Origin of the sequence: Pseudomonas sp. App30, assembly GCF_047947025.1 — a bacterium.
Taxonomy (GTDB): domain Bacteria; phylum Pseudomonadota; class Gammaproteobacteria; order Pseudomonadales; family Pseudomonadaceae; genus Aquipseudomonas.
Genome location: NZ_CP133165.1, coordinates 238,465 through 259,282 on the forward strand (window position 1 = coordinate 238,465; position 20,818 = coordinate 259,282).

At 66.7% G+C, this 20,818-nt stretch carries 25 protein-coding genes; 6 read left to right on the forward strand and 19 right to left on the reverse strand.

Annotated features, from left to right (window positions below; genetic code table 11):
* Window positions 1–30: 30 nt before the first annotated feature.
* Window positions 31–1,479, forward strand: a complete 1,449-nt coding sequence (locus RAM80_RS01050) for a curlin (protein WP_416424378.1) — start codon at window positions 31–33, stop codon at window positions 1,477–1,479.
* Window positions 1,480–2,310: 831 nt separating this feature from the next.
* Here RAM80_RS01050 and RAM80_RS01055 read toward each other — a convergent pair.
* From RAM80_RS01055 to RAM80_RS01125, 15 genes are all read right to left on the reverse strand, one after another.
* A complete protein-coding gene (locus RAM80_RS01055) occupies window positions 2,311–3,168 on the reverse strand; it encodes a CsgG/HfaB family protein (protein WP_416424379.1) in 858 nt (285 codons plus the stop codon).
* Window positions 3,169–3,198: 30 nt separating this feature from the next.
* Complete coding sequence (locus tag RAM80_RS01060; RefSeq protein ID WP_416424380.1) at window positions 3,199–3,606, reverse strand: curli assembly protein CsgF; 408 nt, start codon at window positions 3,604–3,606, stop codon at window positions 3,199–3,201.
* Complete coding sequence (gene csgE, locus RAM80_RS01065) at window positions 3,603–3,992, reverse strand: curli production assembly/transport protein CsgE (protein ID WP_416424381.1); 390 nt, start codon at window positions 3,990–3,992, stop codon at window positions 3,603–3,605. Before csgE ends, RAM80_RS01060 begins: the two co-directional genes overlap by 4 nt.
* The gene (locus tag RAM80_RS01070) at window positions 3,989–4,522 is read right to left on the reverse strand and encodes a type II secretion system protein (RefSeq protein WP_416424382.1); all 534 of its coding nucleotides are present in this window, start codon (window positions 4,520–4,522) and stop codon (window positions 3,989–3,991) included. The genes csgE and RAM80_RS01070 overlap by 4 nt, the downstream gene beginning before the upstream one ends.
* Window positions 4,497–4,871, reverse strand: a complete 375-nt coding sequence (locus RAM80_RS01075; protein ID WP_416424383.1) for a type II secretion system protein — start codon at window positions 4,869–4,871, stop codon at window positions 4,497–4,499. Before RAM80_RS01075 ends, RAM80_RS01070 begins: the two co-directional genes overlap by 26 nt.
* A gap of 4 nt (window positions 4,872–4,875) precedes the next feature.
* A complete protein-coding gene (locus tag RAM80_RS01080) occupies window positions 4,876–5,349 on the reverse strand; it encodes a type II secretion system protein (protein ID WP_416424384.1) in 474 nt (157 codons plus the stop codon).
* A 3-nt stretch (window positions 5,350–5,352) separates the two neighbouring features.
* On the reverse strand, window positions 5,353–7,206 hold the full coding sequence (locus tag RAM80_RS01085) for a secretin N-terminal domain-containing protein (RefSeq protein ID WP_416424385.1): 1,854 nt from the start codon (window positions 7,204–7,206) through the stop codon (window positions 5,353–5,355).
* Window positions 7,203–7,700, reverse strand: a complete 498-nt coding sequence (locus RAM80_RS01090; protein WP_416424386.1) for a hypothetical protein — start codon at window positions 7,698–7,700, stop codon at window positions 7,203–7,205. The genes RAM80_RS01085 and RAM80_RS01090 overlap by 4 nt, the downstream gene beginning before the upstream one ends.
* On the reverse strand, window positions 7,700–8,248 hold the full coding sequence (locus tag RAM80_RS01095) for a GspMb/PilO family protein (protein ID WP_416424387.1): 549 nt from the start codon (window positions 8,246–8,248) through the stop codon (window positions 7,700–7,702). The genes RAM80_RS01090 and RAM80_RS01095 overlap by 1 nt, the downstream gene beginning before the upstream one ends.
* Window positions 8,235–8,786, reverse strand: coding sequence for a PilN domain-containing protein (locus RAM80_RS01100; RefSeq protein ID WP_416424388.1), 552 nt, complete (start codon window positions 8,784–8,786; stop codon window positions 8,235–8,237). Before RAM80_RS01100 ends, RAM80_RS01095 begins: the two co-directional genes overlap by 14 nt.
* Before the next feature lies 1 nt (window position 8,787).
* Window positions 8,788–9,582: a hypothetical protein gene (locus RAM80_RS01105; RefSeq protein WP_416424389.1), complete on the reverse strand. Its 795-nt coding sequence runs from the start codon at window positions 9,580–9,582 to the stop codon at window positions 8,788–8,790.
* A complete protein-coding gene (locus RAM80_RS01110) occupies window positions 9,563–11,269 on the reverse strand; it encodes a GspE/PulE family protein (RefSeq protein WP_416424390.1) in 1,707 nt (568 codons plus the stop codon). The genes RAM80_RS01105 and RAM80_RS01110 overlap by 20 nt, the downstream gene beginning before the upstream one ends.
* An 83-nt stretch (window positions 11,270–11,352) precedes the next feature.
* Complete coding sequence (locus RAM80_RS01115) at window positions 11,353–11,886, reverse strand: response regulator (RefSeq protein ID WP_416424391.1); 534 nt, start codon at window positions 11,884–11,886, stop codon at window positions 11,353–11,355.
* A gap of 195 nt (window positions 11,887–12,081) precedes the next feature.
* The gene (locus RAM80_RS01120) at window positions 12,082–12,756 is read right to left on the reverse strand and encodes an SCO family protein (protein ID WP_416424392.1); all 675 of its coding nucleotides are present in this window, start codon (window positions 12,754–12,756) and stop codon (window positions 12,082–12,084) included.
* A 136-nt stretch (window positions 12,757–12,892) separates the two neighbouring features.
* Window positions 12,893–13,504, reverse strand: coding sequence for a lytic transglycosylase domain-containing protein (locus RAM80_RS01125; protein ID WP_416424393.1), 612 nt, complete (start codon window positions 13,502–13,504; stop codon window positions 12,893–12,895).
* 190 nt (window positions 13,505–13,694) lie between these two features.
* Between RAM80_RS01125 and gspG the strand changes: the two genes are divergently transcribed.
* The gene (gene gspG / locus RAM80_RS01130; RefSeq protein ID WP_416424394.1) at window positions 13,695–14,129 is read left to right on the forward strand and encodes a type II secretion system major pseudopilin GspG; all 435 of its coding nucleotides are present in this window, start codon (window positions 13,695–13,697) and stop codon (window positions 14,127–14,129) included.
* Between the two features lie 12 nt (window positions 14,130–14,141).
* Window positions 14,142–15,329, forward strand: a complete 1,188-nt coding sequence (locus RAM80_RS01135) for a type II secretion system F family protein (RefSeq protein WP_416424395.1) — start codon at window positions 14,142–14,144, stop codon at window positions 15,327–15,329.
* 3 nt (window positions 15,330–15,332) lie between these two features.
* Here the strand turns inward: RAM80_RS01135 and RAM80_RS01140 are convergent, their stop codons facing one another.
* The 4 genes from RAM80_RS01140 to RAM80_RS01155 form a co-directional block, all read right to left on the reverse strand.
* Entirely contained in the window at window positions 15,333–15,746 is a 414-nt protein-coding gene (locus RAM80_RS01140) for a type II toxin-antitoxin system VapC family toxin (protein ID WP_416424396.1), read from the reverse strand.
* Window positions 15,743–15,973, reverse strand: a complete 231-nt coding sequence (gene vapB / locus RAM80_RS01145; protein ID WP_416424397.1) for a type II toxin-antitoxin system VapB family antitoxin — start codon at window positions 15,971–15,973, stop codon at window positions 15,743–15,745. The genes RAM80_RS01140 and vapB overlap by 4 nt, the downstream gene beginning before the upstream one ends.
* Window positions 15,974–16,167: 194 nt before the next feature.
* Window positions 16,168–16,785, reverse strand: coding sequence for a trimeric intracellular cation channel family protein (locus RAM80_RS01150; RefSeq protein ID WP_416424398.1), 618 nt, complete (start codon window positions 16,783–16,785; stop codon window positions 16,168–16,170).
* Window positions 16,775–17,815 (reverse strand): hypothetical protein, encoded by a 1,041-nt coding sequence (locus RAM80_RS01155; protein ID WP_416424399.1) that lies wholly within the window; start codon window positions 17,813–17,815, stop codon window positions 16,775–16,777. Before RAM80_RS01155 ends, RAM80_RS01150 begins: the two co-directional genes overlap by 11 nt.
* Window positions 17,816–17,963: 148 nt before the next feature.
* On the opposite strand from RAM80_RS01155, the gene RAM80_RS01160 reads away from it, so the two are divergent.
* The 3 genes from RAM80_RS01160 to RAM80_RS01170 all read left to right on the forward strand — a co-directional run bounded on the left by RAM80_RS01160 (window position 17,964) and on the right by RAM80_RS01170 (window position 20,813).
* Window positions 17,964–18,557, forward strand: a complete 594-nt coding sequence (locus RAM80_RS01160) for a HAMP domain-containing protein (RefSeq protein ID WP_416424400.1) — start codon at window positions 17,964–17,966, stop codon at window positions 18,555–18,557.
* A gap of 194 nt (window positions 18,558–18,751) precedes the next feature.
* Window positions 18,752–19,165, forward strand: coding sequence for a DoxX family protein (locus RAM80_RS01165; RefSeq protein ID WP_416424401.1), 414 nt, complete (start codon window positions 18,752–18,754; stop codon window positions 19,163–19,165).
* 103 nt (window positions 19,166–19,268) lie between these two features.
* A complete protein-coding gene (locus RAM80_RS01170; protein WP_416424402.1) occupies window positions 19,269–20,813 on the forward strand; it encodes an MFS transporter in 1,545 nt (514 codons plus the stop codon).
* Window positions 20,814–20,818: the final 5 nt, after the last annotated feature.

The window sequence follows — 20,818 nt, forward strand, 5'->3', positions numbered from 1 at the left end:
CGACCTTTGAAGTCCTCAGGAGGCATCACCATGTTCACACTCAAACCCCTCGCCGCGGCGATCCTGGCCCTGGGTTGCGCCCAGGCCATGGCCAGCAACAGCACCTCGGTGCAGACCCAGAACGGCGACGGCAACATCGCCAGCGTCGAGCAACAGCAGGCGGCCCACGCCAAGGCCAGCCAGGCCCAGCAAGGCCAGGGCAACTACGCCAGCGCCTTCCAGCAAGGCACCGACAGCCTGATGCAGCTCAACCAGGACGGCCATTACAACAGCGGCTACGCCGAACAGATCGACGAAAGCGCCAGCCATCTCTATCAAGTGCAGAGCGGCAGCTACAACACCGTCGACGCCAGCCAGTCCAGCGGCCAGGGCAACCAGGCCAGCCAGCAGCAGAACGGCGACAACAACTACACCCAGGTCTACCAGGACACCCAGAACGGCAGCCAGGCCAGCACCAGCCAGGCTGGCAACTCCAACAGCGCGCGCATCCAGCAGGTGTTCGGCGGCATCAACAACAATGCGGTCATCAACCAGCACGGCGACAACCACAGCGCCCGCGCCGAGCACCTGGACCATGTGGGCGGGCAGATCAGCATCAACCAGAGCGGCGACGGCCAGATTGCCTACGGCGAACAGGGCGATGGCATCGGCGGCAAGCTGAGCATCGACCAGGGCGGCTACCAGAACGCCGCCACCGTGTGGCAGGACAGCCAGACCGGTGGCACCCAGGCCAGCGTCAGCCAGTACGGCAGCCTCAACGACGCCACCGTGGACCAGAGCTTCGGCCACGACAACACGGCCCAGGTGCAGCAGAACGGCGACACCAACACCGTCTACGCCGACCAGTTCCAGGCCACCGGCGCCACCCTGTCGCTGTACCAGAGCGGCAATGGCAACGCCCACTACACCTACCAGACCGGCAGCAACCAGTACCTGAGCGCCAGCACCAGCGGCAACGGCAACAAGATCAACGCCAACCTGTACCAGGGCAGCATGGTCGGCGGCCAGAGCGGCACTGGCCAGCGCGCCTACCTCAACCAGAACGGCAACCAGAACGTCGCCACCCTCACCCAGGATGGGGTCAGCCATGTCACCCAGCTGAACCAGACCGGCCAGGGCAACCAGGCCACCATCAAGCAGGCTGACAGCTACAACGAGCTGTACTTCGACCAGAACGGCAGCGACAACATCTTGATCTCCGACCAGCGTGGCGAAAGCAACCTGGCCCAGGGCACCCAGGCTGGCAGCGGCAACAGCGCCAGCTTCGACCAGACGGGCAGCAACAACCAGGCCTACACCGCCCAGCTGTACGGCAGCGACAACCAGATCACCATCAAGCAGGCCGACAGCTTGAACGTGGCGTACGTCACCCAGGGCGGCACCGCCAACACCGCCAGCGTCGACCAGGCCGGCCAGGCCCAGAGCGCCAACGTGCAGCAGTACGGCAGCGCCAACCAGGCGACCGTGTTGCAACGCTGAACCCGGCAAGCGCAAAAACCGCAGCCCCAGGGTTGCGGTTTTTTTTGCGTGTTGCAGCCACACCGCGTTGCACTTGGACGCCGCCTGCGGCAGCTGCTACGGGCGAGAACCTGTAGCAGCAACTGTCTTTGTGGGAGCTGGCTTGCCAGCGAGTTTTCAGGGCCTCAACAGCTCGCTGGCAAGCCAGCTCCCACAGGATGTAGCAGCGGCCAAAGGCCGCGTCCGGAGGCGCCGCGTTTCTCCAGGCATACCGCGTGACGCCGCCTGCGGCAGCTGCTACGGGCGGGAATCTGTAGCAGCAACTGTCTTGTGGGAGCGGGTTCTACCCGCGAAAAGAACACTGCGGTCTGTCTGATACTGCGCGGTGTAGCTTTCGCGGGCAGAGCCCGCTCCCACAGGGAGCTGCGTAGCAGCAACTGTCTTTGTGGGAGCTGGCTTGCCAGCGAGTTTTCAGGGCCTCAACAGCTCGCTGGCAAGCCAGCTCCCACAGGATGTAGCAGCGGCCAAAGGCCGCGTCCGGAGGCGCCGCGTTTCTCCAGGCATACCGCGTGACGCCGCCTGCGGCAGCTGCTACGGGCGGGAATCTGTAGCAGCAACTGTCTTGTGGGAGCGGGTTCTACCCGCGAAAAGAACACTGCGGTCTGTCTGATACTGCGCGGTGTAGCTATCGCGGGCAGAGCCCGCTCCCACAGGGAGCTGCGTAGCAGCAACTGTCTTTGTGGGAGCTGGCTTGCCAGCGAGTTTTCAGGGCCTCAACAGCTCGCTGGCAAGCCAGCTCCCACAGGATGTAGCAGCGGCCGAAGGCCGCGTTCGGGGACACGGCGCCAGGAATTATTCTTCGGGTTCCTGCGGGTGGTTCTGGCTCAGGTAGCGGTCCAGGGTCTCGTTGCCGGCGCCGCTGTTGTCGCCGGCCACGGTCCACATGTGCCGTTCGATGCCCTGGGCCACCAGGTGCCCCACCGCCGCTTCGATCGCCGACAGCACGCACAGCTGCGCCGGTTCGTTGGTGGTGTAGCCGACTTCGGCTTCCAGCAGTTTCTTGAATTCGATGAACTTGAACACCCCGGCGCTGCGGCTCACCGAATAGATGGTCTTGGTGGTCATGACGTTGGCCAGCACCTGGCCGCTGCGCACGTCCACCGCGCGCAGGTTGACGGTCACCTGGTCCACCCGGTATTCACGCGACAGGTCGATGCCCAGGTAACGCGCGCCCTCGCCGCCACTGCGCACGTTGGTATCGTAGGCGATGATGCCACCCTCGAGCATCAGGTTGGCCGCCTGCAGGGCCGGCAGCTCGGCGGAGATGTTCTCCGGGGCGTTGGGCTTTTTCTGTGAGGCGCGGATGATCTTGCGCTCGGTCAGCAGGTTCTGCAGCCCCTCGCGCTCCAGCACCACGAACCAGCCGCTGGCCTGCATGGCGTCCATCAGCATGCTCGCCGCGCCCTGGGTCACGCTGGTGGAAAACGAACTGGCCGGGGTGGGTTTGTACTGCCCGGTCTGATCCCGGAAGCCATACACCACCGCCATCAACCGGCCCCGTGGCCGCGGCATCTTCAGCAGGTCGTAATAGGTGGACGCCCTTGGCGTCAGCGTCGGGATGGCGGTGTCCTGTTCGGCGGACATGGGTTCGCGCAGGCCGCAGCCCTGCAGGGTGGCCATAATGGTCATGGCCAGGATCAGTTTCTTCATCACACACACTCCCCAGGTAGCCCAAGTCCCTTACTGGGAGAGGCCATTGACCTTGATTTCCGACACTTCGCCCGTGCTGCGGTCCGTCACGTTGATGCTCAGCGCGCCGTCGTTGTCGATGACGTTGACGATGAAGGCATCGGTGGACAGGCTCCCCGAATTGCCCGTGGAAATGTTGTCCAGCACCTGCCCCAGCAACCGTGACTGCAACTGGCTGGTGAAACGCTCCAGGGCCGTGCTGCCCGCAGGGGTGGACTTCTTCAGGTCCGGGTCGTCGAAGTCGTTCTGCGCCTGGGCGTTGTTGAGCAGCCAGGTGCCGTTCAACGGGTTGCCGCCGAACGAGGGGTTGACCGGCGTGTACACCAGCTCCGTGGCGTGGGCGGCGCCCAACCCCAGCAGGCAGGACAAGGCGCAGGCGTAGCGTTTTTTATTATTCATAGTTCGTCCTTCTCCAGGTCGGTTGTGTCCTGCAACAAGGTTTCCAGCTTGCGCTGGATGATCTGCGCCTTGACCAGGTCGGCCGCCTCGGCGGCGGTGTCCTGTAATGCCACGGTGTTCGGCGGCAGGAAGCGCCGGTAGATCACGCGTTGCTGATATTCCACGGTAATCAGGCTGCCCCAGCGCGGGTCGGGGCGCTCGCGCACCACCAGGTTGAAATCCATGCGGCTGGTGGCCCGCAGGCGTTCGGTGAACGCGTAGTAGAAGTCGTGCCCCACATGGGAAATGGCGTCATCGACGATAAAGCCCATCATTTCGTCTTCCTCGTTGCCCTGCGCCGCGCCGGCCAGCGCCACCAGCAGCATCGCCATCGCCAGGCGCTTCATGGCGCCAGCCCCTTCAGCGGGCTGGCCGCCGCCGGCTGGGTAGCGCCATCGGCGGTGGCTTTCTCGGCCACGAACTGCCAGTCGCTGTAGTGCTCCATGCCGTCGAACTCCGACCATTGCGCGGCGAAGCCGGTCTGCTTGAGCGGTTGCTCCTGGGCCTGGCTGTAGACCCCGGTAATGCGCTGGTCCAGGCCCCGCAGCAGCCCCCAGTCGCTGCTGTTGGTGATCGGGTCCGGGTAGAGCCGGCGCAGGTGGTGCCGCGGGCTCGGGAAGCGCTTGTCCAGCACCAGCTCGTCGAGCTCCTTGGGGTACTGGGCCAGCCCCGGCGAGGCGCGGTAGTAGCTGCGCAGCGCCTCGGCGTACTGGGTGCCCACCCACAGCAGTTCGCGTTCGTGGGCGCGGCGCGCCAGGGTCGACCACAGCTGGCAGGTGCTGGCCAGGCTGGCGCCCATGATCGCGATCAACACCAGCACGCCCAGGTAGGTGAACCCGGCACTGGCGGCCTTACCACTGAGCGTACGGGCTGCCATCGCGCGACCTCCCGTCTGCTCCGCTTTTCACGTCTGCCACGCCACCGGCCACACCGGCCGGCGGCGGCACCAGCACCCACTGGTCGTTGCGCTCGGTAATGGGGTCCACCGGCGCGTTGCGCAGGTAACGCTGTTCCACCAACTGGTCCAGGGAGTCGGGGTAATGCCCGGTGTCGCCGTAGTAGTGGTCCAGCGCCTCGCGCATGGCCGACAGGCTCTGCCGCAGCGTGGTCTCCTTCGAGGCTTCCAGGCTGTTGAAGTAGCGCGGCAGCGCGATGGTCATCAAGGTGGCGATGATGGCCATCACCACCATCAGTTCAATCAGGGTAAAACCCGTTTGCCGGCGCATAGGTTCACCATTCCCGGTAGGGGATGCCGTTGAGGCCCGTGCCGCGCGCCTGGGAGTAAACGTCGAAGACGTCCTCGCCGTCGCGCGGGTTGTCGGCCGAACTGTCGTAGCTGCGCAGGCCCCAGCCGCCGTTGTCGTCATGCTTGCTGCTGGCGAACGGGTCGCGGGGGATGCGCCGCAGGAAATAGAACTTGCCGCCCTTGGCGCTGCGCACGTCGCGCACGCCGTCCACCAGCACTGCCAGGTTGGGCGGGTAGCCGTTGCTGTCCAGGGACTTCTCCAGGTAGCCGGCGTCATAGGCGCGCTTGTAGGCGTCGATGCCGTCGCGGATCTGGTACAGGGCGTTTTTCAGGTCCTGTTCCTTGCCGCGGCGCACCAGGGTCTCGGTAAGTGGCGCGGCCATGCCGGCCAGCAGGCCGATCAGGGCCAGGGTGACCACCACCTCGATCAGGGTGAAACCGCCCGCTGCGCGCTTCATGGCTCAGGGCCTCTCGCTGGCGGGCGCCGGCACGGTCACCGCCACCGGGGTGGCGGCGCTCGGCGCAGGCAAGGCCCGCGGCTGTTCGGCGCTCTGCATCGAACGGTCCGGGGCCTGCACGTGCATGCTGGTCTCGGTGCCGGTGGAGAACTCCATGTCCGACGGGCTCTGGTACGGCAGGTTGCGCACGATGCGCGGGGTGATCGACAGCACCAGCTCGGACTTGGCGAAGGTGTCCTTGTTGCTGCCGAACAGCCGGCCGATGCCAGGAATGTCGCCCAGGCCGGGGATTTTGTTGCCGGTGTCGGCGTGGTCATTGCGCACCAGGCCGGCCAGCACCTGGGTTTCGCCGTCGTGCAGGCGCAGGGTGGTCTGGGCGTTGCGGGTGTCCACCTGGACCGGGATGGTGCCCTGGCGGGTGGGTTCCAGCGGCGTGGCGTTGCTGACTTCCAGGGCGATCTTGATCGCCACTTCGTTGTTCAGGTGCACGATGGGCTGTACTTCGAGCTTCAAGCCCACGTCCAGGTAGGTGACGCTTTCGGTGATCACCGGGCCCTGGGTGGACGGCACCGAGGTGGCGCTGATGATCGGCACGCGCTGGCCGATGTGGATGCGCGCCTGCTCGCGGTTACTGACGCGGATCACCGGGCTTGCCAGGGTGTTGACGCCGTTGTCCTGGGCGTTGATTTTCAGCTGCGGCGAGGGCGCGATGGAGATGCGCCCGGCGTTGATGCCACGCAGCTGGGACAGCACGCTCACCGCGCTGCCGTCGCCGTTGATCACGCCGAAGGTGCTGGGCCATTGCAGGCCCAGGTCGAGAATGCGCTGGCGGGCCACTTCCATCACTTCCACCTCCAGCACCACCTCGGGGTTGGACTGGTCCTGGGCCTGCAGCAGCTTCTCGGCCATGCGCACGGCGTCCTCGGTGTCGCGCATGGTCAGGGTGTTGAGGCGTTCGTCGACGAACACGTCGCGGGTCTTGAGCATGGTCTTGACCATGTTCAGCGCGGTGTTGGCGTCGATGTTGGTGAGGTAGAAGGTGCGCATCACCAGCTCCTGGTAATCCTTGACCTTCTGCGGCGAGTCGGGGTAGATCAGCAGGGTGTTCTCGTTCACCACCTTCTGGTGCAGCTGGTTCTGCGACAGCAGCATCTGCACCGCGTCCTCGATGCGCACGTCACGCACGAAGATGGTGGCGCGCAGGTCGGGGCGCAGGTCCTTGTCGAAGATGAAGTTGAGGCCGGCCACCTGGGACAGCACCTCGAAGATCGACTTGATGTTAGCGTCGCGAAACTCCAGGGTCACCGGCCGGTCCAGGCGCGTGCGCAGCTGCGGGTAGGTGATCTCGGTGCGGCTCTGCACCAGCTGGATCTGGCTGCGCAGCTCCTGCGCGCCTTCGTTGCGCGGGTCCAGCTCGAGGATCTGGCGCACCTGGCGGTCGGCGGTGAACACGTCGCCGCGGCGCAGGTCGCCACGGGCCAGTTCGATTTTCTCATCCAGGGTGCGCAGGTAGTCCAGCTGGTTGAGGGCGTCCTTGGCGCGACCGTTGGCCGGCTCGATGTTCAGCACCCGGCCGTAGGCCTGGCGGGCGCTGGCCACGTCATGGTCGGCGCGGGCGACGTCGCCCTGGTGCATCAATTCCTTCACCGAACGCACGCGGCCGTTGCTCAGGGCCAGGTGCAGCTGGGTGTCGCGCGGGTTGGCGCGCAGGCCTTCCTCGATCCGGGCAAGGCCGGCTTCGTATTGGCCGTGCTCGATCAGGTCGTTGCCTTCCTGGTTGGCCACTTTGGCGCTGCTGCAGGCGGCCAGGGCCACACACAGGGCGAGACTGCTGAGCATCAAGCGAGGTGCGTTCATGGGTTACTCCCCACAGACAAGGTCTGGGTCAAATGCAACGGCAGATAGACCAGGCTCAAGGCCTTGTCGTTAATGCTCTCGATCCGCCAGGTGTCGTCGATCACATCTCCCTTGCGCACGACGTAGAGTTTTTCGCCGTTCTGCAGGAACACCTGCAGGTCACGGCTATCGGCCAGCCGGCCGATGAATTGGAACGGCAGCGGCGGCGCGCTGGGGGGCAGCGGCGCCTGTTGCTGTTGTTGCAGCGCGGCCAGTTGCTCGGCGGTGGGCGCCGGCGGCACCACGGCCCAGGTCTGGGCGGCGAACAGGTCGGCGCCCGGCGCCAGGTCGCGCAGCGGCGCGGCGGCGGTGGCGACGGCACGGCTGGCGGTGGCCGGCGCCCGTTGCGCCGCCGGCGCCAGGTCGTCCTGGCGCGGGAACAGCTCGGGGTACCCGGCCAGGCCGGCGGCCACGGCCAGGAACGCGCCCCAGCCCAGGATGCGAGAGGTATTCATCATGACCTCGACAGGTAGAGGGTCATGCGGATCCTTCCGCTCAGGTCGGTTTCGCCGATGCGCTTGCGCTGCAGCTCAAGGTCTTCCACCACCACCGCTGGCAACTGGCCCAGCAGCGCGTGCAGGAAGCGCCGCAGCTGCGGGTAGCTGCCGCGCACCGGCAGCAGGATCTGGTAGCGCGCCAGGTGGGTCTTGGGGTCGATGCCCAGGGCGTAATCGCCGCGGGCCAGGGTGATGTGTTCTTCGGCGGCCAGGGCGTACAGTTTGTCGATGGCCACCGTGGCTTCGGGCTGCGCCGGCAGGCGGCGATGGAACTCGTCCAGCTGGCGCTGGGGCACCACGGGCACGGTGGCGCTGCCCTGCTCCACCCGCGCCAGCAGGTCATCGGCCTGGCGGGTCTGCTCGCGCAGCTGGGCCAGGGCCTGCCAGCCCGGCACCAGGGTCAGCGCCCCGTAGGCGCCCACCACCAGCAACAGCACGACCGCGCCCAGGCCCGCCAGGCCCATGCCGCGCAAATGCTCGTGGACAATCAGTCTAGAGAGCGCCATCGCCGATCTCCCAGGTGGCCGATAGGTTGAACTGCACCGGATGCTCGGGGGCCTCGGTGTCAATCTCGTGGTTGAGCAGCGACACGTCGCGCAGCTCGTCGCTGGCTTCGAGCTGGCGGTGGAACGCCAGCATCGCTTCCAGGTTGCGGGCCTGGGCGGTAATGCGCAGCTGGCCCTTGCGCGCGTCGGGGGTCAGGCTCAACAGCGCCACGTCGCCTCGTGGCAACGCCTCGAGCATGGCGAACAGGCGCTCCCAGGGCCGGCGCAGCTGTTGCGACACCTTGCGCATCTCGGCCAGGTTCTGTTCCTGCTCGCGTAACTGCGCCGGGGTGAGGCTGCTTTTCAGGTTGGCGGCGGTGTCGTCGCCCAGTTGCTGGCGGGCCTGGTGCAACTGCTGTTGCTGCTCGCGGGCCAGGCCGTCGAGCGTATGGCTGGCCAGCGCGCAGCCCAGGCCCAGGGCGATGGCCAGGCCCAGCAGGCACCAGCCCAGGCCGGCGAAGCATGGGTGGGGTTGGAAGTCCAGGTTCAGGGCGCGCATGTCAGGCCACCGCCCGCGCCATGACGTACAAGCCGTCACGGGCGTCCACGGGGCTGTCGAGCTGGCCGCACAGCTGTACGTCCGGCAGTTGCGGCGGCGTGTCCAGGCGGCCGGGGGCATGCAGCAACAGCTGCGGCGCGGCGTCGGCCAGCAGCTGGGTTTCGCGGCCGATCAAGGCCGCCAGGGCGGCGTCGGTGTCGGCGCTGCCCACCGAGCGCACGCTGACCAGGCGCCGCTGGCGCACCGTCAGCAGCACGCTGCGCTGGGGCTCGGCCAGCACGAACAGGAAATCATCGCCGGCCTGCGGGCGCACAAAGCGGTTGAACGCCGCCATCAGGTATGGCTGCACGGCCACCAGCCGCAGCCGCCGGGCCTTGGCCATCTGCCGCAGCTGCGCCAGCAGCGCCTGGGGCATGGCGCAGGCCAGGCGGTCGTGGCCCGCCGGTGCGGCGTTAATGGCCAGGCTCCAGGGCTGGCCAGGGGCGCCGTACAGGTCTTCCAGGCACGCGTGGGTAAAGGCCGCCAGCTCTGCCGGGTGCTGGATCTGGTCGCTCCAGGGCACCCGGCAGAACCGGCACGCCTGGGCCGACAGCAGCACGTGCAGCCTGGCGCGCGCCGGGGCGTGCTCGGCCAGCAGGCGTTGCAGGGTGTCCAGGGCCACGCCCCAGGCGCCGGGGCCTTCGTCGATGCAGCCGACGCTGCCCAGCCAGCGCAACTGGCCGCCACTGCGCACGCCCAGGCCGACGCTGCTGGCGCCGAGCACGGCAATCACTTGATCACGCGACAAAAGTGACACGATTGATCTCCTCCAGCGTGGTGCGGCCTTCGCAGACCAGTTCCAGCGCCGATTCGCGCAGCAGGCGCAGGCCGCGGCTGCAGGCCAGGGCCTTGATGCGGGCGATGGGTTGGCGTTCGACGATCATCTGCCGCAGCTCGTCGTCCAGGTGCAGCAGTTCGGCGATGGCGGTACGGCCGCGGTAGCCGGTGCCCCGGCAGTGGCCGCAGCCCTTGCCGTGGACGAAGTGGTAATGGCCGACCCGGGCCGGGTCCAGGCCCGAGGCCTGCAACAGTTCGTCGCCGGGGCTGACTGGCGCGCTGCAGTGGCTGCACACCAGGCGGATCAGGCGCTGGGCCAGCACCGCATTGAGCGCCGAGACCAGGCTGTAGGGGTCGATATCCATCTGGGTGAAGCGGCCGATCACGTCGAACACGTTGTTGGCGTGGATGGTGGTGAACACCAGGTGGCCGGTGAGCGCCGACTGCACGGCGATCTGCGCGGTGTCGGGGTCGCGGATCTCGCCGACCATGATCTTGTCCGGGTCGTGGCGCAGGATCGAGCGCAGGCCGCGGGCGAAGGTCAGGCCCTTCTTCTCGTTGACCGGGATCTGCAGCACGCCGGGCAGCTGGTATTCCACCGGGTCTTCGATGGTGATGATCTTGTCCACGCCGTGGTTGATCTCGGTGATCATGGCGTACAGGGTGGTGGTCTTGCCGCTGCCGGTGGGGCCGGTCACCAGCACCATGCCGTAGGGTTCGGCGGCCAGCCGGCGCAGGCTGTGCAGGGTGTGGTCGGCGAAGCCCAGGGCCTGCAGTTGCACGCCGCTGACCTTGTCGCTGAGGTCCTGCTTGTCCAGCACCCGCAGCACCGCGTCCTCGCCGAAGATGCTGGGCATGATGGAGATGCGGAAGTCGATCTGGCGGCCGTTGATGCCGACCTTGAAGCGGCCGTCCTGGGGCACGCGTTTCTCGCCGATGTCCAGTTCGGCCATGACCTTGACCCGCGAGATCACCTGCTCGGCGAACTCGGTGCCCTGGATCTTGCTGATGTTGTTGAGCACGCCGTCGATGCGGTACTTGATCGCAAGGCCCGTGCCGGTGGTGCCCAGGTGAATATCGCTGGCGTGCATCTTCAGCGCGTCGTACAGGGTGGAGTTGACCAACTTGACCACCACGCTGGCGTCTTCGCTGATGCTGGCCAGGGACAAGCTGTGCAGGCTGTCGTTGCTGGCGCCGGCCTCGGCCTGGGCGTCCAGCGCATCCACGGCGTGGAAGCTTTCCTCGTGCCGCGCCAGGTAGGCCTTGAGATCATCGGCCTGGGCCAGGTACAGCGGCGCGCCGCGCAGGGCCTCGTCGATCCAGCTCAGGCGCGCCGGGTCGAAGGGGTCGGCGAACACGCCGATCAGTTGATCGCCCAGGTGCAGCAGCACGAACTCGCGCTTGATGGCCTGGGCCAGGCTGATGCGTTCGAACGCCGGGGTGGCGGCGAACAGGCTGTCGGTGGCCAGCACCGGGTAATGCAGGGTCTGCCCCAGGCAGTCGACGAAGGCGGCGCCGGGCAGTTCGCTCAAGGCGTGCAGGGTGTGCAGCATGCGCTCGCCAGAGTGGGCGGCGTCGGCCCTGGCCTGGGCCAGTTGTTCACGGCTGAATCGAGTCGGTGCGGGCGCCGGCAACGGCGGCTCCACGGCAAGGGACAAACGTTCCATGACCTGCTCTCCAACGCCCGGGGCCCATGGCCCGCTCAACGCGTCGGGGCATGCGGCCTAGGCCGGAACGTCCGAGCGCGTCACTAATCCCCGGTGAGCAATTGTCCGTCGTCCGATGCCAGGTCCAGCGCGCCATGGCGGCGGCGATCCCCCAGCACCCAACTGCCGTCATACAACTGCAGCGGGAAACTCTCGTTCTTGCTCTGGCGGCGTTCGACGAACCCTTCGGACATGGTCACCCCCGCTTTGGGCTCGCGCTTGAAACCGACCAGGTCGCACACGGCTCGCGCCAGTTCCGCCAGGGGGAAGGGTTTGAACAGGATGTGGCTGACCCCCAGGTCGCGGGCCCGCTCGCAGACCTCGGCGGTCGGGTGAGCGGTGATCAGCACGAAATGGCATTTCCTGTCCTGGCGGACGGCATCGAGTACCTGAAAGCCTTCCATGTCGGGCAAGCGGTAATCGAGCACCATCACATCGGGGGCGAAGGTTGCAGCCAGGCTGATGGCCCTGGCCCCGTCATGGGCTACACGGACGTCCAGGCCTTGCGCCTGGAGGTAGACTTCCAGGTTTTGCGCAAGGATCTGTTCATCTTCGACAACCAGTACTTTGTTAACCAAGGTCGACTCCGTGAAACTTCAGGTCGTGTGACCGGTCGAAGCGCGCCCTTGATAAGGCTTGAGCACACTTCATGCCAGACATGATGACGTTTTTTACCGCGCTAACCCGTTGATTCAACGCCCGTTTATTTTCGTCTCTGAGTGCTTCCCCCACATGTGGGGAAGACCTGAGTGATGGCCATATGATATTCCCCATTAGTGGGGGCAATCCTCAGACAAAATAGACCTGTCCGCGCAGGGCATCGGAAAAACTTCGACCAGAGGCCCGCCCCTGGCGTTCGATCGGGCTATCACGCTGCGTCGGCGCTCGCGGTTGAGGCTGCTCAGGGTCTCGACCTCGCGCACCAGCGGCGCAGGTTCGGTGAGCCCGTAGAAGCCGATCCACTGGGGCTTGTCACCATCGCCGACGAGGATCAGCGGCAACGCCTCATCCATCCCCAACGGCCGGCCCACCAGGCCCTGCACCGTCGCCTGCACGGCCCGCGGCTCGCCGGTGAGCCAGCGCCAACCGGGGCCGGCGCCGAACTGCCGGGCGTAGGCGGCCAGCGCCGGCGGGTCATCGCGCCAGGGGTCAAGGCTCAGGGACAGCAGTTGCACGTCGCGGCCCACGCGCCCGCCCAGGGCCTGCTGCAGCTGCGTCATCACCTGGGGCACCTGGGCGCAGGGGCCGCTGCATTGGCTGTAGACGAAACCCAGCACCACGATCTTGTGGGGCATCAGGTCGCGCCCCAGGTTCACCCGCTGGCCGGCCTGGTCCACCAGGGGCACGTCGGCGAAGTTGACCCGGGTATTCTCCAGGCGCTGGCCGGGGGCGCAGGCGCCCGCCAGCACGCACACACTCAACAACCATGACACCGGCCCCCGGGACATGTCGCACCTCATCTGCAATGGCACCCGACGCAATCGTTTACGCAATCGCCATGCCAGCCAAACAGCCTTTGGTTTTCAACCACTTGCGAATACATGTTGAAGCGTTGGGGCATATGCCCCACCCGCTTCCCCAGTTTCAGTCCTGGGCCAGGCCCTGCAGCCGCCGGTACTGGCGCAGCACGCTGGGCACGTAGCGCTGGGTCTCGGCGTACGGCGGTATCACCCGGCCGTGGCTGAGCACCGCTTCGGGGCCGGCGTTATAGGCGGCCACGGCCAGGGCCACGTCGTTGTCGAACAGCGTCATCAATTGCTTGAGGTAGCGGGCGCCGCCGCGGATGTTCGCCGCCGGGTCGTAGACGTCCGCCACGCCCATCTCCCGCGCGGTCTGGGGCATCAGCTGCATCAGCCCGCCGGCGCCCTTGGGCGAGCGGGCGTTGGGGTTGTAGTGGGACTCGGTGTCGATCACCGCGTGCAGCAAGGCCGCCGGCAACTGGTTGGCCAGCGCCGCCGCCTGCACGGCTTCGGCGAACGGCGGGCTGGCGATCATCTGCGGCAAGGCGCTGCTGGCCACGGGCGCGGCGCCGGCCACGGCGGCGGGCTCGTGGATCACCCGTTCGTAATGGCGGCCGGGGCGCAGCACGTTGGACAGCACATAACCGCCCTGGGCATCGCGGGACACGTACATATCGGCCTGGGCCGCGCCGCTCATGGCCAGGCCGGCCAGCAACAGCGTGATGGTGGTTCGCATGGTCGTTCTCCCCTGCTCCGCCCCCCGAAAGTTGGGGGTTATGCCCCAGTGGCAGCGGTTGCAGAGGAGGTACGCAAGGGCCGTGCCCGTTTTACAAGTGGCTGATATGCAAAGGGTTTGGTCATGGCGTGGGGCGTTTGCATGGCAATTGCATCACCCCAGCACCGGTATCCATCCCCACGAGGTCATCATGAAACAGACAAGCCTGCGTGCCCGCGCACGCCACCGCGGCTTTACCCTGCTGGAACTGCTGGTCGTGCTGGTGGTGCTGGGCCTGCTGGCCGGCATCGTCGCCCCCAAATACTTCGCCCAACTGGGGCGCTCGGAAACCAAGGTGGCCAAGGCGCAGATCGAAGGCCTGGGCAAGGCCCTGGACCTGTACCGGCTGGAAGTGGGCCACTACCCCTCCACCGAACAGGGCCTGCAGGCGCTGGTGACGGCGCCTCCGGAGGAAAGCCACTGGACCGGGCCCTATCTGCAGAAAAAGCTGCCCCAGGACCCCTGGGGCCGCAACTACATCTACCGCTACCCCGGCGAAAACAGCGAATACGACCTGATGTCCCTGGGCAAGGACGGCCAACCCGGTGGCGAGGGTGAAAACGCCGAAGTCACCAACTGGCAATAGCGAGGGCCTGCCATGCGCTTTCAACTCAAGGCCCTAAGCAAGGGGGCGGTCGTGTCCCTGGCGGTGGAAGCCAACGCTGCTGCCGACGCCCGGCGCATCGCCGAAGACCAGGGCCTGCGCGTGGTCAGCGTGCGCGCCGAGCACGGCTGGCGGCGCTGGCGGCCCCAGGGCCGGGAGACCTTCAACCTGGTGCTGTTCAGCCAGGAGCTGAGCACCCTGCTCAACGCCGGGCTGCCGCTGATTGACGCCCTGGAAAGCCTGGCGGAAAAAGAAGCCGGCGCCCAGGCACGCAAGACCCTGGAGGAAGTGGTGCGCCTGTTATATGAAGGCAAGTCCTTCTCCCTGGCCTTGAGCCAACTGCCGACGGTATTCCCCGCGCTGTACGTGGCGCTGGTGCAATCGAGCGAAAAGACCGGCGCGGTCAGCGACGCCCTCACCCGCTATGTCTCCTACCGGCAGCGCATGGACCTGGTGCGGCAGAAGATCGTCAGCGCCTCGATCTACCCGCTGCTGCTGTTGATCGTCGGCGGCGGCGTGGTGCTGTTCCTGATGGGCTACGTGGTGCCGCGCTTCAGCCTGGTGTTCGAAGGCCTGGGGGACAACCTGCCGTGGCTGTCCCAGGTGCTGATGAACACCGGCATGTTCCTGCACGCCCACCAGGGCGAGTTTTGCCTGGCGCTGGCCGCGCTGGTGGTGGTCGTCGCCCTGGGTCAGCGCCAGCCAGCCGTGCGCCGGGCGCTGGGGCGCTTGCTGGAGCAGCTGCCGGCGGTGCACCAGCGCATCGTCATGTATGAACTGGCGCGCTTCTACCGCTCGCTGGGCATCCTGCTGCAGGGCGGCATCCCCATCCTCACCGCCATGGACATGGCCCGCGGCCTGCTGACCGCGCAGTCGTCCCGGCGCCTGGACCAGGCGGCCGCACGGGTGCGCGAAGGCCAGGCGTTGTCTACCGCGCTGGAAGCCAACCAGTTGGTGACGCCAGTGTCACTGCGGCTGCTGCGCGCGGGGGAACAGTCAGGCAACGTGGGGCAGATGATGGAACGCAGCGCGGACTTCTACGACGAAGAGGTGGGCCGCTGGATCGAGTGGTTCGTGCGCTTGTTCGAGCCGTTGCTGATGACCTTCATCGGGCTGCTGATCGGGGTGATCGTGATCTTGATGTATATCCCGATTTTCGAGTTGGCTTCGAGTATTCACTAAGGGTTAATGAACCCAGTCCTCGCAGATCAGCCCCGGCACGCGCGCAAACTCGCGGGTATTGTTGGTCACCAGGGTGCACTGCTCCGCCAAGGCATGGCCGGCGATCGCCGTATCATTCTGCCCAATTGGGGTACCGGCCTCCGCGAGGTGCACCTTGATCTCAATGGTCCGATCAATAGCCGCTGCTCCCCACGGCAAAATGGCATCCAGCCGTCTGACGAATTCGTCCACCAGGGCTTTATGCCGGGGCGACGCCTTCTTGCCTATCTGGCCATAGCGCATTTCCGCATAGGTGATGGCGGAAATAACGATTCGATCGTTACGCGTGGCGGCTTCGGTGAGACGCTGGAGCACACAAGCAGGACGCTCACGCATGATGAACGAACAAATGCACGTGTCCAGCATGTAGGTCGTCATAAGGTGAACCTGCCATCATCGTCCATGACGTCGGGCCGCTCTTGCAGGAAGTCATCATCGGCATGGGGCAGTTCTGCAAATGACTGCCACGAAGGCCGCACCGGCCGCAGGGTGATGGTGTCGCCCTCACGGCTGATTTCCAGCTCTCCCAGGCCGTCGAAGGCCATGTCATTGGGCAGGCGAATAGCCTGGTTCTTGCCGTTCTTGAAAATGGACACTGTGCGCATGGAGGTGGCCTCGACCTATGTCAGACCTATGCAGTATGGCCGCAAACCCAGGCATATGCAACGCATAGGCTTTCCGCGTTGAGGCCGGACGCGGCCTGACGGCCGCTGCTACGGGGTTTGCGTACACGATATCCGTAGCAGCGGCCGCCAGGCCGCGTCAGCAAGCGCTGCGATTCTCAAGAAACACCTGCAAATCATTGCACCTTCCTGATCGCCGGCAAGTTCCAGCCGTAGCGCAGCGACAGCATCCGCAGCGCCGTGCACAGGCCGATGCCCAGCCAGGCGCTGAGCTGTGGGTCCAGCCAGGTGAGTTCGCCGCACAGCTGCACCAGCGCGCACAGCAGCGCCGCCGAGGCGTAGATGTCCTTGCTGAGAATGACTGGCACGCGGCCCAGCAGCACGTCGCGCAGGATGCCGCCGCCGACGGCGCTGACCACGCCGAGCAGCATCGCCAGTTCGATGTCCGGCACCAGGGTGTAGGCCTTGTGCACGCCGAAGGCGGCGAAGAAACCCAGGCCAATGGCGTCGAAGAACAGCGTGGGCTGGGCCAGGCGCAGCAGTTGGGTCTGCAGGCAGCCGGCCAGGGCCACGGCCAGGCCCACCACGGCCAGGTACGCCAGGTTGGTGAGGCCGGCCGGTGGCAGCGCCCCCAGGCACAGGTCGCGGATCACCCCGCCGCCACAGGCGGTGACGAAGGCGATGACCACCACGCCGAACAGGTCCAGGCGCCGGTCGATGGCGGCCAGCGCGCCGCTCAGGGCGAAGACGAAGGTGCCCAGCAGATCGATGTACCAGAATGCTTCAAAGCCCATGCTCGTTCCTTGAATCGGCGATGGGCGCCATGGTGCCAGAAAACCCGCCGGCTGCCCCTGAGCGATTCTCAAGCCGTTGCGCAACGCTGCGCGCCGCGAGCTGCACTTCCAGGCCATCGGCCAGGCGGTAGACGCCGGCCATGACACCACCACTGGGGTCGTTGAGCACCTTGAACCAGGCCTGGTCGAAGGCTGCGCCGAGGTTCTTGCGCAACTGCGCCTCGGTGTCGGGCCGCTCGCCGGCATGGGCGATGGCGCGAATGCCGGCCATGCCCAGGGAGATCAGCGGCCCGGCGATCTTGCCGGCCACGGCGGCGGCGAAGCTGCCGGCGCCACGGGTGGTCATCTGGCCTTGCAACTTGGTGTTGGTGGCCTTGGCCACGTCGGCCAGGCCTTCGGGCGACGCTTCGGCGCCTGCGCGCAGGCGCTGCAACAGCGCCGCGTAGGCCGGGACCTTGGTGGTGGGCACCACGTGGGTGAGCTGCTGCAGGTTGGCGCCTTCGAGCACGCCGATGCCCTCCAGGTGCTGGGCGAACTGCTGGTTGGGCAGCTTGTACTGCTCGGCGATGGCCAGCACCTGGGTGGTCATCAGTTGCACATAGAAGTCGGTGGCCTGCACGGCGATGGCGTTGGGCTCGATCTCCACCGCCACCGGGGCCAGCACCCGGCGGTGGTACTGGTCCTGCAGGTAGGCTTCCAGGCGCTTGGCCGAGGCGTCCGGGTCGGTCTTGCTGCCGCTGAGGGTGTACCAGCTCACGCGCATGGACAGCCATTCCTGGGTCCAGTAGCTGTCGAACCAGGGAATGAATACCTCCTCGGTCTGCTCGTAGACGCGCTGGCGCCAGTGCTCCATGGAGCCGCGGGCGAACACCCGGGCCTGCTCGCGGGCGTCGCTGGAGCCGCGCAGGATTTGCGCGTCCACCTGCTGCCAGGTGGCCGGGCTGACCGGCGGCGCCTGCAACGCCAGGCGCCCGCCGGCGCAGGCGGTCAGCAGCAGGACAAGGGCAACGACCAGTGCACGCAGGGTCACCACCGCAGCTCCGTATCGGTTCGGGTACAAGGGGTTCTGTTCAGTATAGGGTGGCGCCGGGCCGAACAGGGTCGCCGTTACCATCGGGATACGTCGAAGCGGCCAGACAGTGTTATGGTTTTAAAAAAGTGCCTGCCTGGCCCCTGCAATGATCAAGTCCCGTACCTTGTTTGCCCGCCTGTTCACCGTCTCCCTCGGTGCGATCTTCCTTGCCCACGCCCTGACCTATATCTGGATCGTGCACTACCGCATCCCGCCCCCGCCGCGCCTGGGCCTCACGCCGCAGACCGAGACGTCGGCGCTGGCGCTGGCGGCCAGCTCCCACTACCTGCTGGTGTGGCCCAAGGCGATGCTGGCGTTCCAGGGCTTGGCGCTGGTAGGCATCGCCTGGTACATCAGCCGTTCCCTGACCCGCCCGCTCAAGCGCTTCAGCCAGGCCGCCGAGCGCCTGGGCGACGACCTCGACAGCCAGCCCCTGGCCGAAACCGGCAGCGTCGAGGCCCGCCACGTGGCGGGTTTGCTGAACCGCATGCAACAGGCCATCCGCGACAAGTTCGACGAGCGCCGGCGCATGCTCGGCGCCGTGTCCCACGACCTGCGCACACCGCTGTCGCGGCTCAAGCTACGCTTGACCCTGGTGGACGACCCTAAGCTTGTGGCCGACATCACCCAGGACATCGACGCCATCGTGAAAGTGCTGGATGCCACCCAGCACTACCTCCACGACAAGCCCCCGTCCTGACACCGTCTCCGTAGCCGCTGCCGCAGGCTGCGCTGGCCCTTTTTCACGCTGCAGAACTTCAGCGCACGCGGGGCCCAGCGCAGCCTGGCGGCAGCGGCTACGCGAAATCCTTTGCACACCGTACCGTCACGGGCCCCGACGCCGCCTGGCGGCAGCTGCTACAGTTAGGGAACACCTCTTGTGGGGAAAATGCCATGCGTTACAACCTCTTCGCGCGCCAACACAACGAAATCATCCTGACCGCCAGAATTCTGTTGATGCTCCTGTTCCTGCTGACCGGCTGGGCCAAGCTCACCGGCTTTGCCGGCACGGTCAGCTACATGGCCTCGCTCGGCGCGCCCGTGCCGGAGGTGGCGGCGGCCATCGCGGTGCTCATGGAGTTCTTCGTCGGCATCCTGTTGGTGCTGGGCTTCTACACCCGCCCGCTGGCCGCGCTGATGGCGCTGTTCGTGCTGGGCACGGCGCTGCTCGGCCACCCGTTCTGGAACATGGAAGGCGCCGAACGCATGGCCAACCAGATCAACTTCTTCAAGAACATCGCCATCATCGGCGGCCTGTTGCTGCTGGTGGTCACCGGCCCTGGGCGCTACTCGGTGGACGGCCACTGACCAGCGTGCAAAAAACGCAGGTTGAAAGTGCCAAAACAGCAATATTGGTAATCGGAAGCGCTGCTTAGACTGCCCGCATCGTCACTGACTGCGGAGCCACCTCATGAGCGCCCTCCTCGCGCCCCTTCCCACCCTACTGCCCGAACCGGTGCGGCCAGCCGCCGCGCCAGGCCCGGCGGCCTTCGGCCTGCGCATCGCCACCGGGCTGGTGGGCGTGCTGCTGGCCGTGCTGGTGTCAGGCTTCAACGACGGCGTCACCAAGTTCGCCATGGCCGACATTCGCGGCGCCATGGGCATCGGCCTGGATGACGCCAGCTGGTTGCTGGCCAGCTACGCGGCGACATCGGTGGCCGCCATGGCCTTCGCCCCCTGGTGCGCCGCCACCTTCACCTTGCGCCGCTTCACCCTGTGGGCCATGGGCGCCTTCGTGCTGCTGGGCCTGCTGTGCCCGCTGGCGCCCAACTACCCGAGCCTGTTGCTGCTGCGCGTGCTCCAGGGTTTTGCCGGCGGGGCCCTGCCGCCCATGCTGATGTCGGTAGCCCTGCGCTTCCTGCCGCCGGGCATCAAGCTCTACGGCCTGGGCGGCTACGCCCTGACCGCCACTTTCGGGCCCAGCTTCGGCCTGCCGTTGGCCGCCTGGGCGGTGGAGTACCTGGGCTGGCGCTGGGCGTTCTGGCAGGTCATCCCCACCACCCTGCTGGCCATGGCCGCCGTGGCCTGGGGCCTGCCCCAGGACCCGCTGCGCCTGGAACGCCTGCGCCAACTGGACTGGCGCGGCCTGCTGCTGGGCCTGCCCGGGCTGATCCTGATGGTGCTGGGCCTGGAACAGGGCGAGCGCCTGGCCTGGTTCGCCTCCAGCCTGATCCGCACCCTGGTGGGCGGCGGCCTGGGCCTGCTGGTGCTGTTCTTCATCAATGAATGGTTCCACCCGCTGCCGTTCTTCAAGGTGCAGATGCTGCGCCTGCGCAACCTCAGCCATGCGCTGGTCACCCTGGGCGGCGTGCTGTTCGTGCTGCTGGCGGTGATCATCATCCCGGCCAACTACCTGGCCAGCGTGCAGGGCTACCGGCCGCTGCAGACCGCGCCGGTGCTGCTGTGGGTGGCGCTGCCGCAACTGGTCTCGCTGCCACTGGTGGTGGCCTTGCTGAACAACCGCGTGGTGGATTGCCGCTGGGTGCTGGCCGCCGGCCTGGGGCTGATGGCGCTGGTGTGTTTGCTCGGCTCGCAGCTCACGGTGGCCTGGCACCGCGGCGACTTCTATCCCTTGCAGATGATCCAGATCATCGCCCAGCCCATGGCCGTGATCCCGCTGCTGATGCTGGCCACCGGCGGCCTGCAACCGGCGGATGGGCCGTTCGCCTCGGCCTGGTTCAACACGGTCAAGGGCTTCGCCGCGGTGGCCGCCGGCAGCACGCTGGAAACCCTGAGCCTGCACCGCCTGCACCTGCACTCGACGATGCTGGTGGACCGCCTGGGCAACCTGTGGCCGGGCGCCACCGGCAGCGAGCTGGCCGCGCGCCTGCACCGCCAGGCCGAAGTGCTCACCGCCGCCGACCTGTACCGGGCCATGGGCGTGCTGGCGCTGTTGCTGATTGTGCTGATTCCGATCCTGCCGACGCGTGTCTACCCGCCACGCGCCGCTTCCTGAACCTT